Origin of the sequence: Robertmurraya sp. FSL R5-0851 (genome assembly GCF_038002965.1) — a bacterium.
Lineage (GTDB): Bacteria > Bacillota > Bacilli > Bacillales > Cytobacillaceae > Robertmurraya_A > Robertmurraya_A beringensis.
Map to the genome: position 1 here is coordinate 4189964 of NZ_JBBOOE010000001.1, position 22713 is coordinate 4212676.

Annotated in this window: 20 protein-coding genes; 2 read left to right on the top strand and 18 right to left on the bottom strand. The window is 39.5% G+C overall.

Annotated elements, in window-relative coordinates:
* Window positions 1-24 precede the first annotated feature (24 nt).
* Window positions 25-1467 (top strand): DHA2 family efflux MFS transporter permease subunit, encoded by a 1443-nt coding sequence (locus tag MKX65_RS21530; RefSeq protein WP_340906359.1) that lies wholly within the window; start codon window positions 25-27, stop codon window positions 1465-1467.
* A gap of 41 nt (window positions 1468-1508) precedes the next feature.
* Here MKX65_RS21530 and MKX65_RS21535 read toward each other — a convergent pair whose 3' ends face one another.
* Both MKX65_RS21535 and MKX65_RS21540 read right to left on the bottom strand, forming a co-directional pair.
* On the bottom strand, window positions 1509-2852 hold the full coding sequence (locus MKX65_RS21535) for an MFS transporter (RefSeq protein ID WP_340905518.1): 1344 nt from the start codon (window positions 2850-2852) through the stop codon (window positions 1509-1511).
* Window positions 2853-2873: 21 nt separating this feature from the next.
* On the bottom strand, window positions 2874-3986 hold the full coding sequence (locus MKX65_RS21540) for a 5-methyltetrahydropteroyltriglutamate--homocysteine S-methyltransferase (protein ID WP_340905520.1): 1113 nt from the start codon (window positions 3984-3986) through the stop codon (window positions 2874-2876).
* 332 nt (window positions 3987-4318) lie between these two features.
* Between MKX65_RS21540 and MKX65_RS21545 the strand changes: the two genes are divergently transcribed.
* Window positions 4319-5230 carry a LysR family transcriptional regulator gene (locus MKX65_RS21545; RefSeq protein WP_160549298.1) on the top strand — a complete coding sequence of 304 codons (912 nt, stop codon included), beginning with the start codon at window positions 4319-4321 and terminating at the stop codon, window positions 5228-5230.
* A 46-nt stretch (window positions 5231-5276) separates the two neighbouring features.
* Here the strand turns inward: MKX65_RS21545 and MKX65_RS21550 are convergent, their stop codons facing one another.
* The 16 genes from MKX65_RS21550 to MKX65_RS21625 all read right to left on the bottom strand — a co-directional run bounded on the left by MKX65_RS21550 (window position 5277) and on the right by MKX65_RS21625 (window position 22403).
* Window positions 5277-5525, bottom strand: a complete 249-nt coding sequence (locus tag MKX65_RS21550) for a GlsB/YeaQ/YmgE family stress response membrane protein (RefSeq protein WP_160549299.1) — start codon at window positions 5523-5525, stop codon at window positions 5277-5279.
* Between the two features lie 59 nt (window positions 5526-5584).
* A complete protein-coding gene (locus MKX65_RS21555; protein ID WP_340905521.1) occupies window positions 5585-6139 on the bottom strand; it encodes a thioredoxin family protein in 555 nt (184 codons plus the stop codon).
* Between the two features lie 86 nt (window positions 6140-6225).
* The gene (locus MKX65_RS21560) at window positions 6226-7551 is read right to left on the bottom strand and encodes a prolyl oligopeptidase family serine peptidase (protein ID WP_340905522.1); all 1326 of its coding nucleotides are present in this window, start codon (window positions 7549-7551) and stop codon (window positions 6226-6228) included.
* Window positions 7552-7639: 88 nt separating this feature from the next.
* On the bottom strand, window positions 7640-8524 hold the full coding sequence (locus MKX65_RS21565) for a helix-turn-helix domain-containing protein (RefSeq protein ID WP_160549302.1): 885 nt from the start codon (window positions 8522-8524) through the stop codon (window positions 7640-7642).
* 139 nt (window positions 8525-8663) lie between these two features.
* Window positions 8664-9608 carry a mannose-6-phosphate isomerase, class I gene (manA, locus tag MKX65_RS21570; protein ID WP_340905523.1) on the bottom strand — a complete coding sequence of 315 codons (945 nt, stop codon included), beginning with the start codon at window positions 9606-9608 and terminating at the stop codon, window positions 8664-8666.
* Window positions 9605-10483: an ROK family protein gene (locus MKX65_RS21575; protein WP_160549304.1), complete on the bottom strand. Its 879-nt coding sequence runs from the start codon at window positions 10481-10483 to the stop codon at window positions 9605-9607. The genes manA and MKX65_RS21575 overlap by 4 nt, the downstream gene beginning before the upstream one ends.
* Window positions 10484-10549: 66 nt before the next feature.
* A complete protein-coding gene (locus MKX65_RS21580) occupies window positions 10550-11950 on the bottom strand; it encodes a glycoside hydrolase family 1 protein (protein WP_340905524.1) in 1401 nt (466 codons plus the stop codon).
* Between the two features lie 93 nt (window positions 11951-12043).
* Complete coding sequence (gene celB / locus MKX65_RS21585; protein WP_340905525.1) at window positions 12044-13339, bottom strand: PTS cellobiose transporter subunit IIC; 1296 nt, start codon at window positions 13337-13339, stop codon at window positions 12044-12046.
* A gap of 298 nt (window positions 13340-13637) precedes the next feature.
* A complete protein-coding gene (locus MKX65_RS21590; RefSeq protein ID WP_340905526.1) occupies window positions 13638-15125 on the bottom strand; it encodes a hypothetical protein in 1488 nt (495 codons plus the stop codon).
* 73 nt (window positions 15126-15198) lie between these two features.
* The gene (locus MKX65_RS21595) at window positions 15199-16110 is read right to left on the bottom strand and encodes an FTR1 family iron permease (RefSeq protein WP_340905527.1); all 912 of its coding nucleotides are present in this window, start codon (window positions 16108-16110) and stop codon (window positions 15199-15201) included.
* Between the two features lie 27 nt (window positions 16111-16137).
* On the bottom strand, window positions 16138-16899 hold the full coding sequence (locus MKX65_RS21600) for a hypothetical protein (protein WP_340905528.1): 762 nt from the start codon (window positions 16897-16899) through the stop codon (window positions 16138-16140).
* Window positions 16900-16962: 63 nt separating this feature from the next.
* Entirely contained in the window at window positions 16963-17763 is an 801-nt protein-coding gene (locus MKX65_RS21605) for a glycosyltransferase family 2 protein (RefSeq protein ID WP_340905529.1), read from the bottom strand.
* Window positions 17760-19223, bottom strand: a complete 1464-nt coding sequence (locus MKX65_RS21610; RefSeq protein WP_340905530.1) for an alkaline phosphatase family protein — start codon at window positions 19221-19223, stop codon at window positions 17760-17762. Before MKX65_RS21610 ends, MKX65_RS21605 begins: the two co-directional genes overlap by 4 nt.
* Window positions 19220-20161, bottom strand: a complete 942-nt coding sequence (locus tag MKX65_RS21615) for a lysylphosphatidylglycerol synthase transmembrane domain-containing protein (RefSeq protein WP_340905531.1) — start codon at window positions 20159-20161, stop codon at window positions 19220-19222. The genes MKX65_RS21610 and MKX65_RS21615 overlap by 4 nt, the downstream gene beginning before the upstream one ends.
* The gene (locus tag MKX65_RS21620) at window positions 20145-21092 is read right to left on the bottom strand and encodes an NAD-dependent epimerase/dehydratase family protein (RefSeq protein ID WP_340905532.1); all 948 of its coding nucleotides are present in this window, start codon (window positions 21090-21092) and stop codon (window positions 20145-20147) included. The genes MKX65_RS21615 and MKX65_RS21620 overlap by 17 nt, the downstream gene beginning before the upstream one ends.
* Before the next feature lie 138 nt (window positions 21093-21230).
* The gene (locus MKX65_RS21625; protein WP_340905533.1) at window positions 21231-22403 is read right to left on the bottom strand and encodes a hypothetical protein; all 1173 of its coding nucleotides are present in this window, start codon (window positions 22401-22403) and stop codon (window positions 21231-21233) included.
* Window positions 22404-22713: the final 310 nt, after the last annotated feature.

The window sequence follows — 22713 nt, forward strand, 5'->3', positions numbered from 1 at the left end:
AAATGAATGAATATCGACGCTCAAATGAGTAAAACACAGGGGGAAGAAACGGGTGAATACAAAGTACTCCCTATTCTTGTCTCTTTCTTAATTGCTGGATTCATAGGCTTATTTAGTGAAACAGCCTTGAACATGGCACTTGGTAGTTTAATAGAAGACTTTTCCATTAAAGAAACAACGGTTCAATGGCTAACGACCGGTTACCTACTTACACTTGGAATTCTCGTTCCTGTATCTGGCCTTATATTACAGTGGTTTTCAACCCGACAATTGTTCATTGTTTCACTTGCCTTCTCGATTATCGGAACATTTATCGCAGCGATTGCCCCTTCCTTCGCCGTCTTAATGTTAGCACGTGTGGTGCAAGCAATGGGGACAGCGGTCATGTTGCCACTGATGTTCAATACGATTTTATTAATCGTTCCACCGTATAAACGTGGAAAAATCATGGGACTCATGGGACTTGTCATCATGTTTGCGCCTGCTGTTGGACCAACATTATCTGGTCTTATCTTAAAAAATCTTACCTGGCACTGGATCTTCTGGATTTGCCTTCCATTATTAATCCTTGCTTTAGTTTTTGGATACTTCTATATGCAAAATGTATCCACACCAACGAAGCCAAAGATTGATGTGTTATCGATTGTCTTATCAACGATTGGATTTGGCGGAGTGGTGTACGGATTTAGTTCTGCAGGTGAAGGCGGCGGCTGGGGAGATCCAACCGTGATTACGGCTATTTCGGTTGGTTTGATCGGACTTGTTTTATTCTGTATCCGCCAAACAAAAATGAAACAGCCGATGCTTAATCTTCGTGCGTTTAAATACCCCATGTTTGTGGTTGGATTATTATTAGTTCTCATTTGTATGATGGTGATTTTATCGTCCATGATTCTATTGCCACTGTATTTACAAACATCTCTTGCGTTAAGCACATTTGCAGCCGGACTTCTTCTTTTACCTGGTGGAATTGTGAACGGATTATTATCGCCAGTTATGGGTAGTTTATTTGATAAATTTGGACCAAAGTGGTTAGTGATCCCTGGTCTTGTGATTGTCACTGGCTCTTTATTCGGTTTCTCAACGATCGATTTAGAAACGTCTTCAGCATTCCTTATTGCGATGCATATCTTGATGATGGTTGGCGTTTCCATGATTATGATGCCTGCTCAAACCAATGGATTAAACCAGTTGCCACGTGAACTGTATCCAGATGGAACGGCCATTATGAACACCTTACAGCAGGTAGCTGGTGCGATTGGTACAGCCATTGCGATTTCGATTTTATCCTCTGGCGTGGAAGATTATATGAAGAACGTGACAGATGCAACGAATCCACTCAATCCCTTACTAGCCTTCACTTCAGGGGTACAGGATGCCTTTATTTTTGCCATTGTCATTGCTGTAGTTGGGGTATTCGTTAGTATCTTTATTAAAAGAGTTCATGTAGAGCATCAAGCTTCATAAACAGAAACAGAGCTAATTTTCCCATTAGCTCTGTTTTTTCTTTACGCACTTTTATTCGTTGTCTTTAGGACCATGTCAAAACTGCCGTATTTCTCTTGAACGGCTAAAAGGGCCATTCCACCGATAATACTTGGAACAGCAAAGGCCATAAATGCCTGCTGTGGTTCTAAATTGGTCGTTAGCAACAAACCAATGATCAGAGGAGCTAAAATCGCTCCGATTCTTCCAATCCCTACGGTTACACTTAGACCTGTCGTTCGAATTTCTTGAGGGTAAAATTCAGAAATATAAGGATTTACTAGATTCTGTGTTCCTCCTGTGCAAGCACCACCTAGGGCTATTAATACATATAACAGATACGTATTTGATGTGACACTGAGAGAAGCAAAACAGATCGCCCCTATTAAAAACATAAATAACAGAACTTTTCGGTGCCCGACTCGATCCACTAAATATCCACCTAGTAAAGAACCACCAATTTGCCCGACTCCTAACACAAGGCTGAAGGATAAGCTGGACGTAATTCCGTATCCAGATCCTTGCATGATTTTTGGAAGCCAGGTGTTTAATCCATAAATCATAAGGAGACAGCTAAATACCATCGTCCAAAAAGCCAATGTACTAACCACACGATTGTCGGTGAATAATTTTTTCGCTGGTAAGCCTTTTGCCCGTTCTTTTACAGCCACATATTCAAAATCGTCTGTTGCTTCATATTTCCCTTTTGGATCTACTTTGTTTAAAATGTCTGCGATTTCTTTCCCTCGGTTACGGACGATCAAATAGGAAAGCGATTCAGGGAATTGCTTTAGAAAGATTGGAAGAGTGAATAATGGGATAATCCCCAGCCAATATAAGAATCTCCAACCAAGACTTTCCATCACATACATTCCTATCAATGAGGCCAATATCGCACCGATTGAATAACCGCAATACATCGTCGCTACAATCATCGCTCTCTTTTTCTTAGGTGAATATTCGGTCATTACAGAAATGACTGCTGGCATTAATCCCCCCATCCCCAGTGCCGCGATAAACCGCATAATCGTGAAGGTAAGAGAATTGGGTGCTAAGCCCGCCAGCAAGGAGAAAACACTGAATAATAGCATACAAAGTGCTAGTATCTTTTTCCGACCGATAATATCGGAAAGCGATCCAAGGATAAATGATCCAAGCATCATTCCGACTAACGTGTAGCTGCCAATCGCTCCCGCCTCTACAAGGGTTAAATCGTAATCATTCATCATCGAAGGCAAACCGATCCCATATAAAGCAATATCAAATCCATCAAAGGCAATGGCATAAAAACACCATAGAAACACTAGTAAATGAAATCGATTGAACTTACTTTCAGCAACGACTTGAGAAGCCTGAACTATGCGCATGTTATCCCCCTCATCTCGTGTTTATTTCCAAACTTCCTTAGAGATGTCAACAACATGCTGAAGCTTTGCCCATTGTTGCTCCTCAGTCAAAAGATTTCCTTCTTCCGTTGACGCAAACCCGCATTGAGGACTTAAACATAATTGGTCCAACGGTACAAACTGGGATGCCTCTTCAATTCGTTTTTTAATAACATCCTTGTTTTCTAGTTCTCCAAACTTGGAAGTAACCAAACCTAAAACGATTTGCAGATCTGGTCTAGTAACAAAACGAAGGGGTTCAAACCCGCCTGAACGATCGTTATCATATTCTAAAAAGAAACCGTCGATATTTAAGTGACCAAATAATTGTTCAGCAACCGGCTCATATCCACCAGAAGAAATCCATGTGGAGCGGAAATTTCCGCGACAAATATGCATTGTAATTTTTAAGTCTGCCGGACGATCAGCTACAGCTTGGTTTAGCGTTTGTAAATACATTTTAATTAAGTAATCAGGGTTTAATCCTTTGGCTTTAAGCTGTTCCTTTTGTTCCTCCGAACATAAATAAGCCCATGAGGTATCATCTAGTTGTAAATAACGACAGCCGGCATCATAGAAAGCTAAAATCGCCTTTTTATAAGTGGCAGCTAAATCAGCAAAAAACTCCTCTTCGTCTGGATAAACTGATCCATCCACTTCTCCACGGAAATGAAGCATACTTGGACTTGGAATCGTATACTTGGCTGTATGATCACCAGCTACTCCATGAAGATATTGATAGTCTTGTAGCATTGGATGATTTCCAAAGTCTAGTTTACTAGTCACTTTAATGGCACGAGATTTTGTTTGTTTTTGGTGAAATTGAATTCCGTTTCCTGACCAAAAGCCTTCCACGCCAACCAAATTTTCTAAGAAGTCAAAATGCCACCAAGCTCTGCGAAATTCTCCATCCGTCACAGCCTGTAGACCGATCTCCTTTTGTTTTTCAACGATCCTAGCAATTTCCTTATCCTCGATTTTTCTTAATTGATCGAATGTAATTTCACCAGCCGCACTCTGTAATCGAGCTGTTTTAATCACATCTGAACGTAATAAACTTCCCACTTGATCGGCTCGAAATGTCGTTTGATTTTTCCCCTTCGTTTCTACTGTCATCCTATTCCCTCTTTTCTGTTTTTCTAAGGCTCTTTTCTTAAACTTGGTTGCTTTTTTGTACCTAATTTTAATAATCGTGCTAAATTTCAGCAGCAAATAACAGTAATTTAATAAGAAAAGAGCATGCAAACTTAATTATTAAGTGCAAAATAGCTATTTCCACGTTAAAATCGGCTTTAAGATTTTAACAACAATCTTTGCGAAAACAGCCTTTTCTATTGTTTGTATCCTATCACGTTTTTCGTGCTATAGTGTAACTGATAAAAGTAATTGGTTGTTATAACTAAAAGCTATAACAGTGTACAATTTATATACGAAAATGAGGAATCAAGATGAAGTTACAGCAGCTAAAATATGTCATAGAAGTGGTGGCGTGTGGGTCGATTAATGAAGCAGCACGTAGATTATATATCTCGCAACCTAGTTTATCTAAAGCGATAAAAGAGCTTGAAAGAGAAATAGGAATCACCATTTTTACCCGTACCTCCACAGGAATTACGCTCTCTACAGATGGAGCGGAGTTTCTTGGGTATGCAAGGCAAGTAGTGGAACAAGCAGAATTGCTAGAGCGCCGTTACTTTAATACGGCTCCTTCTGAACAACTTTTTTCCGTTTCCACCCAGCATTACGCATTTGCCGTGAACGCCTTCGTTGAAATGATTAAGAAGCATGGCGAAGATAAATACCAATTCACTTTAAGGGAAACGAGAACCTATGAAATCATTGAAGACGTCAAAAATCTACGAAGTGAAATAGGTATTTTATATGTAAGTTCTTTTAATGAAAAAGTCATGATGCCATTGCTAAAAGAGCGAGGGTTGGAATTTGAAGTTCTTTTTCAAGCAAAGCCCCATATATTTGTCAGTACTCAAAATCCGCTTGCAAAAAAATCGACGGTCACGTTAGAAGAGTTAGAAGATTTTCCTCGTCTAACGTTTGAACAAGGAGAATATAACTCGTTTTATTATTCAGAAGAGCTATTTAGCACCATTCCTTGTAAAAAAAGCATTCAGGTTAGTGATCGGGCTACCCTTTTTAATCTGTTAATCGGGTTGAATGGGTATACCATATCTACTGGAATTTTAAGTGAAGATTTAAATGGATCCCATATTGTGTCTGTACCGCTTGAAGAAGGGGAACTGATTACGGTCGGCTGCGTCGTTAATAAAAAAACACAACTTAGCCGGATCGCTAAATTGTATTTAGAGGAACTCAAGCAAATTATTGATTTTTATTTGAGGTAAATTAGGAAAGGGGATGATAACCATCCCCTTAGGCTGCCTTCACTCATTATTTAGACAGGATGTTTGTGACAACCCTCAATAATAGAACAAACAATATACTACCGATTAATGCGGGTAAGATGGCGATGCCTGCGAATGATGGACCCCATGTTCCTAGCAGCATTCCACCAATCCAAGCACCCACAATTCCGCAAACAATATTCCCTATCACACCATAAGGTAGATTGTTTCCAGCGATTAAACTCGCTAACCACCCGATGATACCGCCTACGATCAAATAAAGAAGTAATCCCATATGTATGTCCTCCTTTGTGATGGTAGTAGACTTGTACCCGGATGAACAAACCATTAAACCTAAATCACTTCTAAAACTCTTCCCTTAAAGCTCTCATACACATATGACCAAAGGGATTTGTCTTCAACATAGCTTTTTCTTAATGTGCCAAAAACTTCTTTTTGTTTTTCCGCAAAAGATGGGTCTTCTTTGTCTGGCAGAGTCGCACGTAGCTCGTCCACCATTTGTTGAACTTCCGGTGCACGTGGTCCCCATTTTCCCACTAACTCACCTTGCTCATTTAAAATCAAAATCATGGGAATCGCACGTCCGCCGTTCGTTAGGTGGCGGTCAATCAAATCCGTGTCAGCGTCACGTAGGGTAACCCGCATATCAATATCTGCCGCTTCCGCTAATTTGCGAATGACTGGGTTAATCATCATCGCATCTCCACACCAATCTTCTGTAATCGTTAAGAAATGAAGGGAATGTTGTTTTAGTTTGTCAACCAACCCGTCTTCAGGTAATTGGAATTGCTCATACACCGCAAAACTTTCCTCTTTTAATGTACTCATTTCGTCCATATACGCTTGAATCGACTTTCCTTCTTCGAAATATTGCTGTTCGGATTTCATTCCTTACACCTCTCATCTATGATATGTACTTACTATACCAAATAAAAGCAGTGTGATTCTTGTTAGAAGCACACTGCTTTTGGATTTTATTTAGATTGGTTTGCTAACCATTCCATAAGAGTAATTTCTTTTCCATCAATTGTTGTTTTTACGTCATTGTTGTACACGTAAATCCATGACCAGTGGCCGTTGTACTCGTATGGTGTACCGTCATCATTTTTGTATAAACCTGAAGTATCTACCACGTTATCGAATAAAGATAAGTGTACATTTGGCGCACCTGCAGCCACTAAACGCTCATAAGTTGGAACCGTATATCTGTTCACATCTACCACTGGATCGTTCGCAGCAGTAACAAACCATGTTGGTACGTTTTTCATGCCTTCAATTTGCTCTTTTGTAATGAGCGAATCCGCTAGTGCTTCGCAAGTTGGAATAGCAGCGGCGAAATACTCTGGATAGTCACGAATCATAAGCATCGTCATGTATCCACCATTAGAATCTCCACCAATATAAATACGGTCCGTGTCGATGTCTTTATTGCTAGACACATAGTCTTCGATCAAACTCATTAATGCATCTTCATATTTTGACGTTCCATCGCCAAAGCCCGTCTCGCCATCCATCCAGAACGTTGGTGTTTGAGGTGCTAACACATATGCTCCACCAAAGTAGGATTGAATGTCATCAGAAGCCCAGTTCACAGCCTTGTTTCCTGAAATCGGAATCGTTGGATCTGTTCCACCCTCACCTGCACCATGTAGCCAGATCACTAGAGGATTTTTCTTATTATCCTTCTTCGGCTCAAAATCTGCATAAGTTAGTGTCACATCGCCATATGTAGCTTCACCTGTAGAGAACTCATCCACTAGCTCTCTTACACCGCCGGAGAATGTATCAATCGTTAAGCCAGAAATCTTTCCTGCTGGTGTGGCAATTGCCTTTTGCTGAGTAATTGTGTATTCATTATCTGTCCAATCATTAAAGCCTGTTTTCTGCCAATCATAGTTCATCGCCGTGCTTAACGGTACATTGGGACCAAATTCCATTTCTAATACCACGTATTTTCCTGTGGCCTTAGCTGGCTTTCCATTTTTATCAGATACATAAGCTTTTGTTACTTTACGTTCACCTTGGTTTAACAATGGTTGTGCTAAACGAGGATCACTAATTTTTACATTCACATCAAATGTGTCCGTTGTTACAGATTTGACTGGAACTGGTCTTCCTAAATCCACAATCACCTTCGTAATGGCTGGACCCCAGTCTTCGATTTCTGTAACCGTTTGATAAGAGGTTGGTTGTGTTTTCATTTCCTTTGCCATCACTCCACTACTAAAAGAAAAAGTTGTACAAGCTACTATAGATAATAGAAATGCCTTCCTTGCTTGTTTCTTCATTTTTTTAAACAATGAAAATTCCTCCTACGAAATCAATTATTTAAGCGTTTACATTTTTGATTTTAGTAGGAATCATAGTTATCGTCTTGTCCTTTTCTAGCTAAAAAAACGTCAATTCTTGATTAGGTACTTTCGACTCCCTGCGATATTGACTAGGTGCAAGCTTATACACCGACTTAAATACTCTATTAAATGACTTCTCATTTGGAAAGCCATTTTTTAAAGCAATCTCTAGGATAGAAAGGTCGGTATTCACGAGATCACGGTGCGCATATTCCAGTCGAACGGCATTAATATAATGCAATAGGGTGACACCAATATGCTTCGTGAAAAATCGAGATAAATATTCGGTTGTGATTCCAAATTCATTGGCAATCATCGTTAACGATAGTTTCTGTTGATAGTTTTCCTTAATAAAATCAAAAATCTGCGCCAATCGGTCCAGATGCTTTTTGGAATGAATATTCGGGTGACTTTCCTTAGGAACTTGGAAATATTTTAATAACACGTACAGTAATTCATATGATAATGCGGTTATTTTCACATAAGAAAAATGGTCTTTTTCTCTGTTCAAGTAGGCGTTTGTCATACGGTTTAGAATCATCCTTAGCTCTTGAAGCTGTTGAAGTCGGTCTTCGTCCCGCTCCCCAATCGACACACAATGAAAAGCCACTTCATCTATTTTTATTCCCTTTTCCTTTAATAACTCTGGAGGGATAAAGACCGATATCGCTTTTTGCCCCGTACCTCTATCAACCGTAAAGGAATGGATCGAGTTTGAATTAATGACCACAATATCTCCTTCACGAGAGGTATAAGTCTTCCCATCTACATAAATCTCATCAATGGTTCCAGAAAGAACATAGGAGATTTCAATACTTTCATGCCAGTGATTTGGGATATATCCTGCTTCGTCCGATTCGTGATAAATGATCTTGATTGGAAAATGCCCTTCTGTTTCTACCCACTCATACGCGTATTCCATCTAATCCCTCCTCAACAAATACAAAAAACCCAAATAAGTCTATCTACTAAAAGACCGCCTTATTTAGGTTTCGCTCGGAAGCTGGAAAAATCCTCTTTTTTAGGAGAGTAAGATTGCACTATAATGATAGAATGAACTATTACCTATGAGAAACGATCAATTGGCACTGCCCTTTAATCTCAAACTCACCCATTCTGGCAGGAATAATTAGGTGAGCCCCCTTTGTTAACGGATAAGAAACCTCCTCATGAAAAAGCTCCCCGTCACCCTTAATAACGCTTACTAGCAAATAGTGTTCGTCCGCATGAAACGTGGCACAGCCTTTCACTTCCCATTGGAAGACAGAGAAAAACTCTGATTGAATAAAAGTGGTGATCGTCGCATCCCCTTTAGTATCCACTGTTATCCTCTTCTCCTCACTTTGATGAGGAATGTTTGTGACCATGAGTGCTTTTTCCAAATGAAGCTCACGTAAATTTCCCTGATCATCTCTCCGGCCATAGTCATACACTCGGTAAGTCGTATCCGAACTTTGTTGGGTCTCTAACACAAGAGTTCCTTCACAAAGGGCGTGAACAGTTCCACTTGGTACATAAAAGAAATCCCCTGGTTTGATTTTTACCCGGCAAAGCAACTCGCTCCATCTTCCTTCTTTGACCAATTGGTTGAACTCTTCTTTCGTCTGAGCTTTATGCCCAAAGATCATTTCTGCATCATCTTTACAGTCAATAATGTACCAACACTCTGTCTTTCCTAATTCCCCGTTTTCGTTTACCAATGCATAAGTGTCATCTGGATGAACCTGAACCGATAGATCCATATTGGCATCTAAGATTTTCGTTAAAAGCGGGAACACCTCTTCACTCGGATGTCCAAAAAGCTCTGGATGCTCCCTCCACAAGGTGTCCAAAGTCTGTCCAGCAAAGGGGCCATTTTGAATTGTGGAAGGTCCATGTGGATGAGCAGAGATGGCCCAACACTCCCCCGTTTGGTCGCATGGGATCTCATAGCCAAATTCCTTTTTTAATTGTGTTCCACCCCAAATTCTTTCTTTAAAAACAGGTTGTAAGAATAGTGGTTTCATCGTTTTCCCTCCCATTCCCTTCCTAGTGCCTGATCGGCGAGGATGAGAGCACCTGTTATTCCCGCGTCGTCTCCCAATCCAGGACTGACGATATACTCGGAAAGCTCCGGTAACGTGACATATCCATTCACCAAATCAGACATATGCTTATAGATCGAAGGGAACACTTGCCTTTGCTTCATCACGCCTCCACCAAGGATGATTTTCTTCGGTGATAAAATAAGAATGTATTGCATCAATGCTTGCGCGAGATAGTAGCCTTCTAGTTCCCATACCTCTGAACGCTCGGCTAGTTGGATTCCTTTGTCCCCCCAACGCTCTTCTAGAGCAGGGCCCGCTGCTAACCCTTCTAAGCAATCACCATGATACGGACATTTCCCTTTATACGTATCTTCCACATGACGTCTCACCAAGATATGTCCCATCTCAGGATGCGACAATCCTTGAAGCAAGTTTCCTTGAACTACAGCTCCTGCTCCAATTCCCGTTCCTACGGTTATATATAGACAGCTATCAAAGCCTCGTGCGGCACCTAGTGTCGCTTCACCTAAGGCAGCTGCATTCACATCCGTATTAAAACCAATCGGTACTCCGAAGGCTTCCTTGACCGTTTGCACAAACGGAAAGTCCTTCCACGCTGTTTTAGGTGTAGAGGTAATGAATCCGTAATTTGGACTTTCTTGGTTTATATCAATGGGACCAAATGAGCCAATCCCAAGCGCTTTGATAGAATATTTTTGAAAGAATGCTAAAACTTCTTTCATGGTTTCACCTGGTACCGTTGTCGAAATCTCAATCCGGTCGGCGATATGCCCCAAGTGATCTCCCACGGCACAGACAAATTTCGTTCCACCAGCTTCAATGGCTCCTAACATGGTAACGCCTCCTTTTTGTACTTTTTTCTGTAAAAAAAAGATGGCCATTAAGACCATCTTTTAGGGTTAAAATCCGTTCTGTTCTGATACGGTTTTAAACCATAGTCCACTTTTCTTAATGGTACGCTCACCGTCTTTATTCAGATTGACAGACACAAAGCCATAACGATTTTTATAAGCATTCGTCCATGACCAGTTGTCCATAAAAGTCCACAAATGATACCCTTTTACATTGGATCCTTCCTCAATGGCTTTATGCACCCATTTCAGATGGTTTTCGATAAATTCAATTCGGTAATCGTCTTGAATCATTCCATTCTCATCGCGGAATTTTTCTTCTCCTTCGACGCCCATCCCATTTTCAGAAATAAAGCATTCAATATTCCCGTAGTTCTCCTTCAGATTTACGAGAATATCGTAAACCCCTTTTTCATAAATCTCCCACCCGCGGTGAGGATTCATTTTCCGACCAGGCATAACGTAATTATCAAAGAATCTCTCAGGCATAAATGGGGCATCAGGATGCGGTAGATGTTCTTTTGCTTTTACACGTCGCGGCTGATAATAGTTCACGCCAAGCAGATCAACTGTGTTCTCCCGAATGACTTCTAAATCACCATTTTCTATTTTGGGCATAAACCCTTCTGCTTTTAAAATTTGAACCAATTCCTCGGGGAACTCACCTTTAACCGACGGATCTAAAAATGAACGGTTAAAGAAGGCATCAGCTAGGACAGCCGCTTTTACATCTGCAGGATTTTGACTTCTTGGATATGATGGAGTCAGATTTAAAATGATTCCAATCTTCCCACCTTGATTCAGTTCCTTATATACTTGAATGGCCCTCGCACTGGCTAAGATGGAATGATAAGCCACTTGAACAGCCTTCCCAAAATCCACTTCATTTGGATAATGAAAATCGTACAAGTATCCACCTTCAACAGGAACAATCGGCTCATTATGGGTGAACCAGTACTTCACACGGTCACCAAATAATTCAAAGCATGTTTTGGCGTAAGCTTCATACGCATCCACCGTTTCTCTGTTCACCCAGCCGCCTTGTTCTTGAAGTGCGAATGGCATATCAAAATGGAACAAATTCACAAAAGGCTCAATACCGTTTCGGATCATTTCATTGATCACATCATTATAAAATTCAACCGCCATAGGATTGAGGTCTCCTTTGCCGTCTGGAAACAATCTTGACCAAGTGATCGACATACGGAAGGAGTTATGCCCCAATTGCTTCATCAATTGAATGTCTTCTTTATATTTATAGTAGAATTGAGACGTTTTAGAAGGCCCGACTTCATTAAAAAAACGAGTGGGTTCTAACTCAAACCAATGATCCCAAATATTCTTACCTTTTCCATCCATATCGGAAGCTCCTTCGGTCTGAGGACCAGAAGCCGCTGAGCCCCACCAAAATCCTTCCGGAAAACTGTACTTCGTTTCAATAGTAGTCATCTATCTCTCTCCTCTTCATCTAGTAAACTTTCATCAGCGCTTTTTATAAGGACAGAACAATAAACCGTTTACATTATTCACTTTGTACCTACCTTATGCTGTTTTGCTTTCTTCTTCTTTTTCCTTTTGAACATTTATACGATCCATCGTCTTTAAAAATGGGAACCAAATGACAAAAACAATAGCCATATTAACTAGTTGAAGAAGCCCACCTGCTAATGAATTCGTTGCCATTATTCCATTAATAAAGAAAGGAACGGTCCATGGAACCGCTACCCCTGTTGGTGGTGGAACCATACCTGAAGACATCGCAAAATAAGAAACGAGCGTGACAATCATCGGTGCCAAAATCCAAGGGACAATAATGATCGGATTCATAACAATCGGTAATCCGAAAATAATCGGTTCATTTACGTTGAAAATTCCAGGACCTAAGCCCAGCTTCCCTACTTGCTTCATTTGTTTACTCTTCATAAAGACGAGAATCGCAAAGACGACCGCTAATGTCATTCCCGTTCCACCCATACCTACTGTATAGATCTCGATAAATGGCTTAGAAATGATATGAGGTACTGCTTCTCCAGCTGTATAGGCCTCCAAGTTTTCAATCATTAACGTATTCCAGATTGGGTCCATAACAGAGTTGATGATCACTTGACCGTGCAAACCAAAGAACCAGAGAATTTGAATGACAAAAATGGCGATTAACGTCGGAATGATTCCACTACCTAATCCGACTAATGGAGCTTGAATGGCTTTATAAATCACATCATGCATATTCGTGTTGAAAGCTTGTGTGACTAAAATATTCACCCCTAAGAAAAACGTCAGCGTAATCAGAGCTGGTATTAAAGCAGTAAATGATTTTGCCACAGCTGGCGGAACACCTGGAGGCATTTTGATCGTAATATTCTTTTGAACCATTCGACGGTAAATCTCCGTTGCCAAGAAAGCTGTCATCATCCCAAGGAACATTCCCTTTGCTCCTAAACGGTCCAAAGGAATAACGCCTGTTACTAACTCCCCGTTTTCAGGCTGTACGACAAATGGAGTTAACATTAAAAAAGATACAAGGGCAATAGCACCACCAAAGATCGCTTCCACCTCGTAACTTCGGGACAAATAGTACCCGATACCAAAGACGACGAAGAGTGACATAATTCCCATCGTTGCTGAAGAAGCAATACCAAACATGTCACGGAAATTGGCGATCGAACCATCACTCATGAATTTATTGAGAAAAGGCAAATTCGTTAATACTACAAAAATGGAACCAAAAATCGTAAGCGGGAACGCAAGCATAAATGCGTCGCGCAAGACGCTTAAAAACCGGTTGTTATTGAGTCTCCCTGCAATGGGAACAAGTTGTTCACTAAGTTTTTCAAACATATGGATTCTCCTTTATAAATTTTTGAACTTAAACAAATTTTTTCATCGAGTGGGCATTGGTCTTGTAAAGCAATTCTTCTTCTTCATCTTCACACTACTCCTTTTACTATATTTTGAGAGTTAGATTTTTAATCCCTATCCACCATTTTCCTAGTTCGCTTACATCCATTATTATAATCATTTATTTTTAAATGTCTATACATTTAAATTAATTTAGCTGTACAATAAACGAACGCTTTTTGACCAAAATAAAAAAGGCAGTAGAATCTATAAGATATCTACCGCCTTTAAATTTAAGTTAATATGAAGTTGTGGGGATACTATTCGTACCCCTACCCTTCCACCTATACAAAATAATATGATGATATACAGGGTCAAACAATGAGTTTGAGGAAAACTGCTCTACTACCTCCACCTTATCTGTTAGATCTACTCCTTGTGATCTAAATCCTTCAAGAACACTATTGGTTAACAAAATGTCCTTATTTTTATAATACGATTGATCATGTAAAAATTTGGAGTAAGTGTTAATTTCCTTATGAGGAAACGAAGTATCTAAATACGTAAAAACCCTTGATTCCTCCCAGGCATAAATAACAAAAGGTCCTTTGTAATTCTCCAAATAAGCTCCCAGTTGATAGGTCGCTGGAAGCTCGCTTGCCTGCTCTTTTAATAAAAGAGTAGTTTGGTAAGCTTGAACAGACAATAGTAAAAATGAGAAGGAGATCATAAAGGTGGTTTTCCATTTCGAAAAAACCATTGAAAATAAACAAAATGTCCCTAGACTAATTAGAGGAATAATATGCCTTGGCTTTTCTACATTCTGTGCAAATAACACCCATAAGAAATAAACAACGATCAGTAAGGTAAAAAGTTGGAATAAATAGCTTGAGTTGATTCTTTTCCAACTGATAGACCAAATAAAATAAAGAAACATTACCGCAAACATACTCATTAGAAAAAAGGACCTTATCCCAATTCCTGTCCAGCCTATATTTTCGATGATTAGTTGATACATTCGGCTAAAAAATGATTGGTCGACCGAGGTTGCTGCACCACCCCACTCATTGAAATGACCGCTTGTAAAAGAAAGAGCGAGTTTCATAAAGCCGACGAAACCGCCCTCCGTAAGTGCGACTCCACTAACCCAAAGCAACTGAAAAAGAACAGCTAGAAGTCCTAGGGGCACCATATCCTTCAGTGGCAATTGTTTTATGTTCCATAACTTAAATAAAAGAAAGAGTACACCAATAGAAAACGGAAGGTAGGATAATCGAATCCCTAGCAATAAGCTTAACAAGAATAGCGGATTAACCTGAGACCAAAAGCTTTGTTTTTTCCATGCAACAGAAATACTCCAAACATACCACCATAGTACCGCAATCGCTGCCCCTTCCGACATCGGTTGATTAACCATAAGAACAACAAACCCCGAACAATAAGTTAAGGTTGCAACTAAAAGACTTATCGCTCCGGAAAAATGAGCTCGAGATATTTTATACATCGGGATAATCGCACTGGTGTATAGAAGAATATTAAATACCGTCAAGGATGCCGCTTTATCTTGTACCCAAAGGTGTACGAAATAGCCCCCTAGAATAAAATATGGATATCCAGGAAAATGAGGCTGCATAGCTAAAAGATCATAACGCTCAAGTGCTAAAGCAAAATCGACTTGATCATAGGTGGAAGCAAATGAATTTAGATTTGTCACCTGTGATAGAAACATCCAAATGATGAACATAAGACTCAGAGAAATAATGATACTTGGCTTCACATTTTTCAACAGTAATCACACCTTTATTTCAAACAACTTATAAAGAAAAAGTACAAGACATGTGCCTTGTACCCTTACAAAATTATTTTACCTGTGCGTTGAAAGTAGTTACTTCCGCAGCACTTTTAGTCTTCTCTTTTGGTTGATATCCTGTTAAGAGATAGATCACAACAAAGTAACCAATATAAGCAATCACTTCTTCTATTGAAGGCATGGATGAATACCCGAATAATGCTTTTAGGAAGATTCCTATATCACCAGACAGAATTGGTTCAACCCCATGGTCTCTAACATAATGGGCATGATCGATGGAGTGCTCCGGCAACAACCATGTAATATCGTATACATGTGGAATGACACTGCCGATGATTCCAACATCCTGCATCATAGATATTGCTTGGACGAGTAATCCAGCCGCAATTAAAATAATAAAAGCTCCCGTTACTTTAAAGAAGGTTTTTAACGAAATGCGCATCGTACCTTTAAAGAAGAAATACGACACAACAGCCGCGATAATGACTCCCGTAAGAGCACCCCATCCTTGTAGGGCTGCACCAATATTTCCACCTGTAATAGCTGCAAAAAAGAAGACGGTTTCTACCCCTTCACGGAGGACAACTAAAAAGGAATGAATGACCATCCCAACAATATTACCCGTCGAAATAAATTTGTTCATTTTTCCTTCCATGTTTCCTTTGATATCTTTACTATGTTCCGCCATCCAAAAAACCATCTGGGTCAAGAGAATTGTGGACACAAGCATAATGCCTATTTTTAAATAGATTTCATTCCCCATCGCTGCAAAACCTGTAAACACCACTTGAAACAGCATAGCAACTCCAACACTCGCTAGAACCGCTAGACCTCCACCAAGCCAAACATATTTATTGTATTGCGCGTGATCCATTCTTTTCAGATAAGTTGTGATGATTCCAATTATGAGAAGTGCTTCAAGTACTTCTCGAAATGTAATCAACAATGCTTGAATTTCCACTGTTTTTCACCTTCCCCATGATGACTTTTATTTACGGTTTCTTTTTCGAATCGTAAAGACAATAACTCCTACAATCGCTGCAGTTATCAGAATTAACGGGATCCAATTTCGGATATTAGAGATGTCCGTCCATTCCTTCTTTCCAGCAGACTCTGTTTCTGTTGCACTTTCAGAAAAATGACCTACTTCCAAGCTTACTAATTGAAATTCCTTCTGCAAATTGGTTAGGATTTCTTCCTTATTTGTCTTAAAGGCCTCTAGGTCTGATTCCTTCTTTCCAACCCCGAATAGTCCCGGATTACCAAGTGCATTCAATGCTTCGTCAAAGCTCGCCTTTAATTTCTCGTCTAATTCTGGATTTTCCGCTTCTACTTTAGGTGACAATGCTTCATATGTAGCAAATGCCTTCGCTAATAACTTTTTACTTGTGTCATACTCGGTAAATTTGCCCTCGATACCTTCCATTCTTCTTGCAATGTTCAGTACTAAAAGTTTTTCCATATTTTCAATGGTAGCTTCTTTGTCCTCGGTATCCATTCCAGCAAGAATAAACTCCGAAGGCTCTGCTCCCATATGCATATCTACTTCTTCTTTTACTGACTCATAAATCTCTCTCGACTCAGCAAAATTTGGTGGATCTTGATCCAACTTTATAAGAATTTCTTTATAGGCTTCTGCCACCTCTTCTTTGTTTGGATCTCCGTACGTATAGGCACTAACTGATGTTGTAAACATATTTGTAAAAATAAGGATTACGAACAAGCTAAAAAACAAAAGCTTCTTAAACATCTATCTGCCTCCTTTTCTCAATGATAATGATTATCATTACAAGTGTCAATTTAAACTTTATGTCTATTTTGTGTGTACATTCGATGGATAAATCCCCTGAATAAATGGATTTCCAACCTTTGATGATGGACTGATTATATGAGCTGAGTAATCGAGCTCTACTTTTTGAACGGGTCTCCTTATTTCCTTTATAATTGCTGGAAGTACTGTTGAAAGATACCCTCTGAAGGTGATGAATGACTCTCCTGTTGTTCGTACTTGATATTGAATAGGTACTTCTTGGACGCGAAATCCCTTTCTCACTAAATTCAACGTAATCACTTGTGCATAATTATAATCATGAATGATCTCTGCATGCTTAAGAGCTTGTCGGGAGAAGGCTCTCATTCCTGATTGACCATCGTATATCCACTTTTTCAATAACAGACTTTGAATGAAAGTGAAACAATAATTGCCAAGTCGACGATGGATTTTCATCCCTTTAATCGTTCCTAAAAAGCGTGAGCCCATCGTATAATCCGCTTCTCCTGAAAAAATCGGTTGTAACAATTCAGGAATTTGCTTTGCTGGATACTCTCCATCTGCGTCAATCATGACTCCAACATCAGCACCATGCTTATAGCATTCCTTGATCCCAGCTCGAACCGCGGCTCCAAGACCCTGATTTTTTTCAAAGCTAACGATATAATCAGCACCCGCTTCTTTCGCTACTTGAACAGTATCATCCGTAGAACCATCGTCTATCACTAATACACGAACCTCGACCGCATGATGGAAGTCGCGGGGAATGCCTTTTATGACTTCCCCAATCGATTCTTCCTCATTATAGGCGGGTAAAAATACGGTTACCTTTTGTCTATTCATTTTTTCTCTCTACTTTCCTTAATCGCTTCGATTAGTACTTTTCCACGGCTGTGACTAGGGAATGGTGCCCCTAAAAGATGTGCTAATGTTGGAGCCATAGAAACGAGACTATGCTTTTGCTCTACTTTCTTGCCTCTTTCAATATGTGGGCCGTGTATGAAAAATGGAACGAATCGCTCCCCTTCATCGAGGTGACCGTGTCCGCCAATTCCGTCTGCCTGTCCATGGTCCGCGCAAATAAATAATGTCGTATTTTCCATTTTCCCTTCTGCTTCAAGCCACTCAACAAAGTCCTTAACCAAAGCGTCTGCTTCTTCGATTTTTTGAATGTACTCGTCATATAGGACTCCTCTTGAGTGACCTGTTTGATCCGTTGCAATCATTTGTACAATGAATAAGTCGGGATCCTGTTCCTTCATGATTTTTTTTGCTCTTTTCATAATGTTCGGATCTGCTTCATCATTATGCATAACAGCTGTAACGGTTTCGACATCATCTCCCATCGAATCAACCAAATGGGCAATTCCTAGAAGCCTGCCTTTTTTCCCTATCTTACGTAACGAGTCAAAAATGCTCTCTACCTTGATCCCAAGCTTCCAAACCATGTTGGACGTAATTCCATGCTCAAAGGGATACGTTCCTGTAAACATCGATGTAAAACAAACGACTGTTCTTGCTGGGTACACCGTCTCCATATTCGTATACTCTGTCCCGTTTTCCTTCAAGTAGTCGAGGAAAGGCGTATTAGCCTCGTAAAATCGTTCCTTTCTCATTCCATCAATCACGATGACAACGACTTTATCAGAAAGAGCTTTCATTGGTGGCTCCGTAGAATCCTTTGTATATTCCGCATACATCGTCGGCTTCCAATCAAACAAGTAACGGTGTAATATCCAAGCAAAAATGAAAATAAAACCATAGAACACGAAGATGGAAAGATACTCAACAGTCTCACCTAAACGATGATTTTCATAAACTAGCTGCCAAATAGATAACACGAGTAAAAACTTCGGCAATTGTTCCTGCGCATTTCCGCTGGTTGAATCACTATTTTTCATAACCAGCTTCCAAAAACGGGTGAAATTCAACCACGATGTTCCAATTCTTAAATGATAATAAAAAGTACCCCAGAAAAAGACGGTAAAAAAGAAATAAAGACCAATCGCAAACAGTAATAATGGAAGATGAACATCATTCCATACAATCAAATAAGCAATAAAAGGAATCCATAAATAATTTCTTAAAAATAAAGGAAAATCAAAGATAAAATACAGGGCTAAAATCGGGATAATCACCAGTAATGATAAGAAGATGGACGATAGATTCGCGACCGAAGCCATATCCCTAAAATGAAACAAAAGAAACGTTCCCAATACAAAAATAGGTGTAAAGGGCTTGCCTTCGTTAAGTAAGTTCCAACATCGGGCTGCCACTTTTTCAAACTTTGAAGCACTTTTCACTTTCTACTAACTCCTCTCAATTTTGCCAAACTCTTAATGGTGTCTAATTTGATTGAATGAATCCAAAAACAAAATGCTCCAACGATATAGGAAAAAAAGAACTTAATGGCATGATTAAAGACCGCAATTGTGTATCCCACTTTCAACGAAATTCCTATGATACCTAAACCAAAGGTCATGACACTTTCGTAGTTCGCGATTCCTCCAGGGGTCACTTGAAATACTTGCCCAGCAATCGTCAAGCTGTTTACAAAAGCTAACTCTAGTAAGCTCGCCTTTTCTGTAAGAATATATACCGTACCGTACAATACCCCTGCTTCTAATATCCAACTAATCAATGTGGCAAAAATAATAACGAATCCGTTCCATCCTAATAACGCACTCTTCATTAAAACAAATTGCCTTTGTAAAAAGCTGCTGAAAAATTGTCTACTAATGATTAAAGCTAGCAAAACAAGCAATAGCCCTCCGAGAATCAGCCAAGTTGGGATACGGTAGATGATGTCTAAAGCAAGTAACCCAACAAAAGTGATACCGATTAAACAGACCATATCCATCGCCCTTAGGACGATAACAGAATGATACGCTTCTTCTCTATTTACTAGCTTTTCTCTGTTTTTCAACACTTCCGCTCGAACCAAATCACCGACCTTAATAGGAAGAAGGTGATTAATAAATAAGCTGTAAAGAATCCCTAATAAGCAAGAGAACATGCTTGCTTTCCCTTTGAGGTACAGCTTCCAAGCCACCGCTTTTAAACAAAAGGAAAGAAAATAAAGACCAAACATGAAAAGAAGCCAAAAAGGATGTTGAGCAAGTAGTTTCCCCGCATTCCATACATGGCTACCATCAAAAAACATGATGGTTAGCACAATAAAGATCAAAATGATAATCCATGATATGCCATTCTTAACGAATTTCTTAGAGAGAACTCTCATACTCTTTCGCCCATTTCACCGTTTCCTCTAGACCTAATGAAAACTCTACCTTTGGTTGATAGCCTAACTGATTGGCAGCTTTTGAGATGTCTGCCCATGTTTGATGAACATCCCCTACTCGATTGCCTTCCCTTCTTACGACCATGTTAGGAAAATGGATGCGTAACTCAGATAACAATTGTTCCATCGTAATCGGTCTTCCTGAGCCAATATTAAACGTTTCGCTTTCTTTGCTTTTCATCATCGTCAAGTTGATTCCTTCAACAATATCTTCAATGTACGTATAGTCACGCGCACTCCCTGATCCAAACACCTGAATACTTTCACCGTTCATAAGCTTTTTAATAAAATGACCAATCGCCATATCTGGTCTTCCCCATGGGCCATATACCGTAAAAAACCTCAGTATATTCATTTGGTATCCATATAGTTGTTCATACACATAGCAGAAGGATTCAGCAGAGTATTTGGCAGCCGCGTATGGAGATATAACTTTTCCGATCGCCATTTCTTCAAGGAAGGGCCCTTCTTGATTTCCATAAACCGAGGACGAAGAAGCAAAGATCACTTGTCTTGTTCCCGCTTTTCCTGCTCCTTCTAACACATTAATCGTTGCCTTGATGTCATAATCCACGTATTCGAGTGGTTGATCTATGGAGTATGCAACACCTGGAAGAGCTGCAAGATGAATCACGACATCAGGAGAGATTTCCTTGAAAAGCCGATTCGTCCCCTCTCGATCAAGGAGGTCTAGATTATAAAAATGAAAGGCACCCAGTTTTTTTATTTCATCCAGATGCGTTCTTTTTCTATCTGGAGAATAATAGGAATGAAGACAATCAATGATAAACACTTCATGTTGCTCTAATAATAATCTTCTAGAAAGATGGCTTCCGATAAATCCTGCTCCACCGGTTACAATAATCTTCATAAAACAACACCTCTAGTTTTACACTTTACCAAACATTATATCTTAAGTAAGAATGGAAAGCAGTTTTGCTAGGAGAGGATGAATGAAAAGGAGAAAACCTTGATCATGACAAGGTTTTCTCCCTACTATTTGTTTGCATTATTTCGCGTTGTTAATGACTGTATTTAGAGTCGCTTGAATTTCAGCTAGCGTAGCATCTGCAGTCGCTTTATCTTGTGCTTTTGCTGCTTCTAAATATTTTTGCGCCTTTTCAGTTAAAGCTGTATACTCCGCTTCACCGATCATTGTCTTAATATCTTCACCAATAACATCAATAAATAGAGCACCTTCTAGTGCAGTGATAACTGATTTGTCTTCACCCCAAGTTTCCACACTCTCTTCATACTCATGTAATGCAATTTTTGAGAACCCTCGTACAAACGCTTTGTTTACAGCTGCAGGATCAAGTGTTGTTACGTCTGTTTGAAGATCAAACTGACTTAGAATGAATGCAGCATCTTCTTGTGCGTGCTTATCTAGATAAGTGAAAATTGATTGATAAAATGCCCATCCTTCAGCTTGCTCAATTTTAGCTTCTTCCGCATTTTCCTTTGCTGCAGCAGCCGCTTTTGTTGCATAACCGTTCGGAACTGCGCCTGTTGCAAAGTAGAAAGTCTTCATCAATGTTTTGTCCACTACTTGCTTCCCAAGGTTGAAGCCTAATTGATCATCAGCTTCTACTGCTTTCTCAATTTCATCAAATCCACCTGCGATCGCATCCACCATGTTTGTACCGTAAGCAGCATCACGCTTTTCAACAGTCGATTGAATAATAGAGTAGAATTCTTTTGCTTCTTCAACTTCTTCTTTTACGGCTTCCTTATCAGCCCAGTTTTCCGTTACTTCCGTAAACTCATGCTTAATCGTTGTATAGAAAACCTTTTGCATTAATTTATCAAAAAGTTGTTTTACCACTACTTTGTCCATGGAGCCATCTTTACCAGCCGCTAATGCCGTAGTAATATGTTGGTCAATCGTATCTTCAAATTCTGCATCTCTTTCTTTTACAAGACCTTGAAGGTTTGTCGTATAAAGTTCAGTCACTTTATCGAAATCTACTTCTTTGTCTTCTTTCGCTTTTTCTAACTCTGTTACTGCTTCCTGGAATGCCTGTCCATAGCTTACTTCTTCCGTTTGTACTTCTTCCTCTATCACTTCTTCTTGTATCTTTTCTTCTGTCTTTTCTGTAGAAGTAGTTGAACTACATGCGGTTAAAACTGAACTAGCTAGTAGGAAACCTGCAAAAATTTTCTTTAGCTCTCTCTTTTTCATGAAATAATCCCCCGTTTATCATTTTTATGTTTAGTTTATTGATAATGATTTTCATTCACAATTGTGATTATAATAGAGAATGATTCTCATCGTCAATACTATTTTTTAGATAATTTTATAAATTAGGTCATTTTTCATAGTTTCGACATACATATAGGGGAAAAGCCATAAAAAAGCAGTAGATCCTTCGCGAATCTACTGCTACCTATTAACAATTAATATTTTTCTCTATATAATTTATTTTTCCCTCAAATACCAACTATAACTCTGCAAATCTCCTCTAAGCTCACCACCATCGTTCAGCCCCTTA

Coding starts and splice junctions, on each gene's coding strand:
- MKX65_RS21530 (WP_340906359.1), top strand. CDS start 25: ATGAGTAAAACACAGGGGGAAGAAACGGGTGAATACAAAGTACTCCCT.
- MKX65_RS21535 (WP_340905518.1), bottom strand. CDS start 2,852: ATGCGCATAGTTCAGGCTTCTCAAGTCGTTGCTGAAAGTAAGTTCAAT.
- MKX65_RS21540 (WP_340905520.1), bottom strand. CDS start 3,986: ATGACAGTAGAAACGAAGGGGAAAAATCAAACGACATTTCGAGCCGAT.
- MKX65_RS21545 (WP_160549298.1), top strand. CDS start 4,319: ATGAAGTTACAGCAGCTAAAATATGTCATAGAAGTGGTGGCGTGTGGG.
- MKX65_RS21550 (WP_160549299.1), bottom strand. CDS start 5,525: ATGGGATTACTTCTTTATTTGATCGTAGGCGGTATCATCGGGTGGTTA.
- MKX65_RS21555 (WP_340905521.1), bottom strand. CDS start 6,139: ATGAAATCCGAACAGCAATATTTCGAAGAAGGAAAGTCGATTCAAGCG.
- MKX65_RS21565 (WP_160549302.1), bottom strand. CDS start 8,524: ATGGAATACGCGTATGAGTGGGTAGAAACAGAAGGGCATTTTCCAATC.
- manA (WP_340905523.1), bottom strand. CDS start 9,608: ATGAAACCACTATTCTTACAACCTGTTTTTAAAGAAAGAATTTGGGGT.
- MKX65_RS21575 (WP_160549304.1), bottom strand. CDS start 10,483: ATGTTAGGAGCCATTGAAGCTGGTGGAACGAAATTTGTCTGTGCCGTG.
- MKX65_RS21580 (WP_340905524.1), bottom strand. CDS start 11,950: ATGACTACTATTGAAACGAAGTACAGTTTTCCGGAAGGATTTTGGTGG.
- celB (WP_340905525.1), bottom strand. CDS start 13,339: ATGTTTGAAAAACTTAGTGAACAACTTGTTCCCATTGCAGGGAGACTC.
- MKX65_RS21600 (WP_340905528.1), bottom strand. CDS start 16,899: ATGTTTAAGAAGCTTTTGTTTTTTAGCTTGTTCGTAATCCTTATTTTT.
- MKX65_RS21605 (WP_340905529.1), bottom strand. CDS start 17,763: ATGAATAGACAAAAGGTAACCGTATTTTTACCCGCCTATAATGAGGAA.
- MKX65_RS21615 (WP_340905531.1), bottom strand. CDS start 20,161: ATGAGAGTTCTCTCTAAGAAATTCGTTAAGAATGGCATATCATGGATT.
- MKX65_RS21620 (WP_340905532.1), bottom strand. CDS start 21,092: ATGAAGATTATTGTAACCGGTGGAGCAGGATTTATCGGAAGCCATCTT.
- MKX65_RS21625 (WP_340905533.1), bottom strand. CDS start 22,403: ATGAAAAAGAGAGAGCTAAAGAAAATTTTTGCAGGTTTCCTACTAGCT.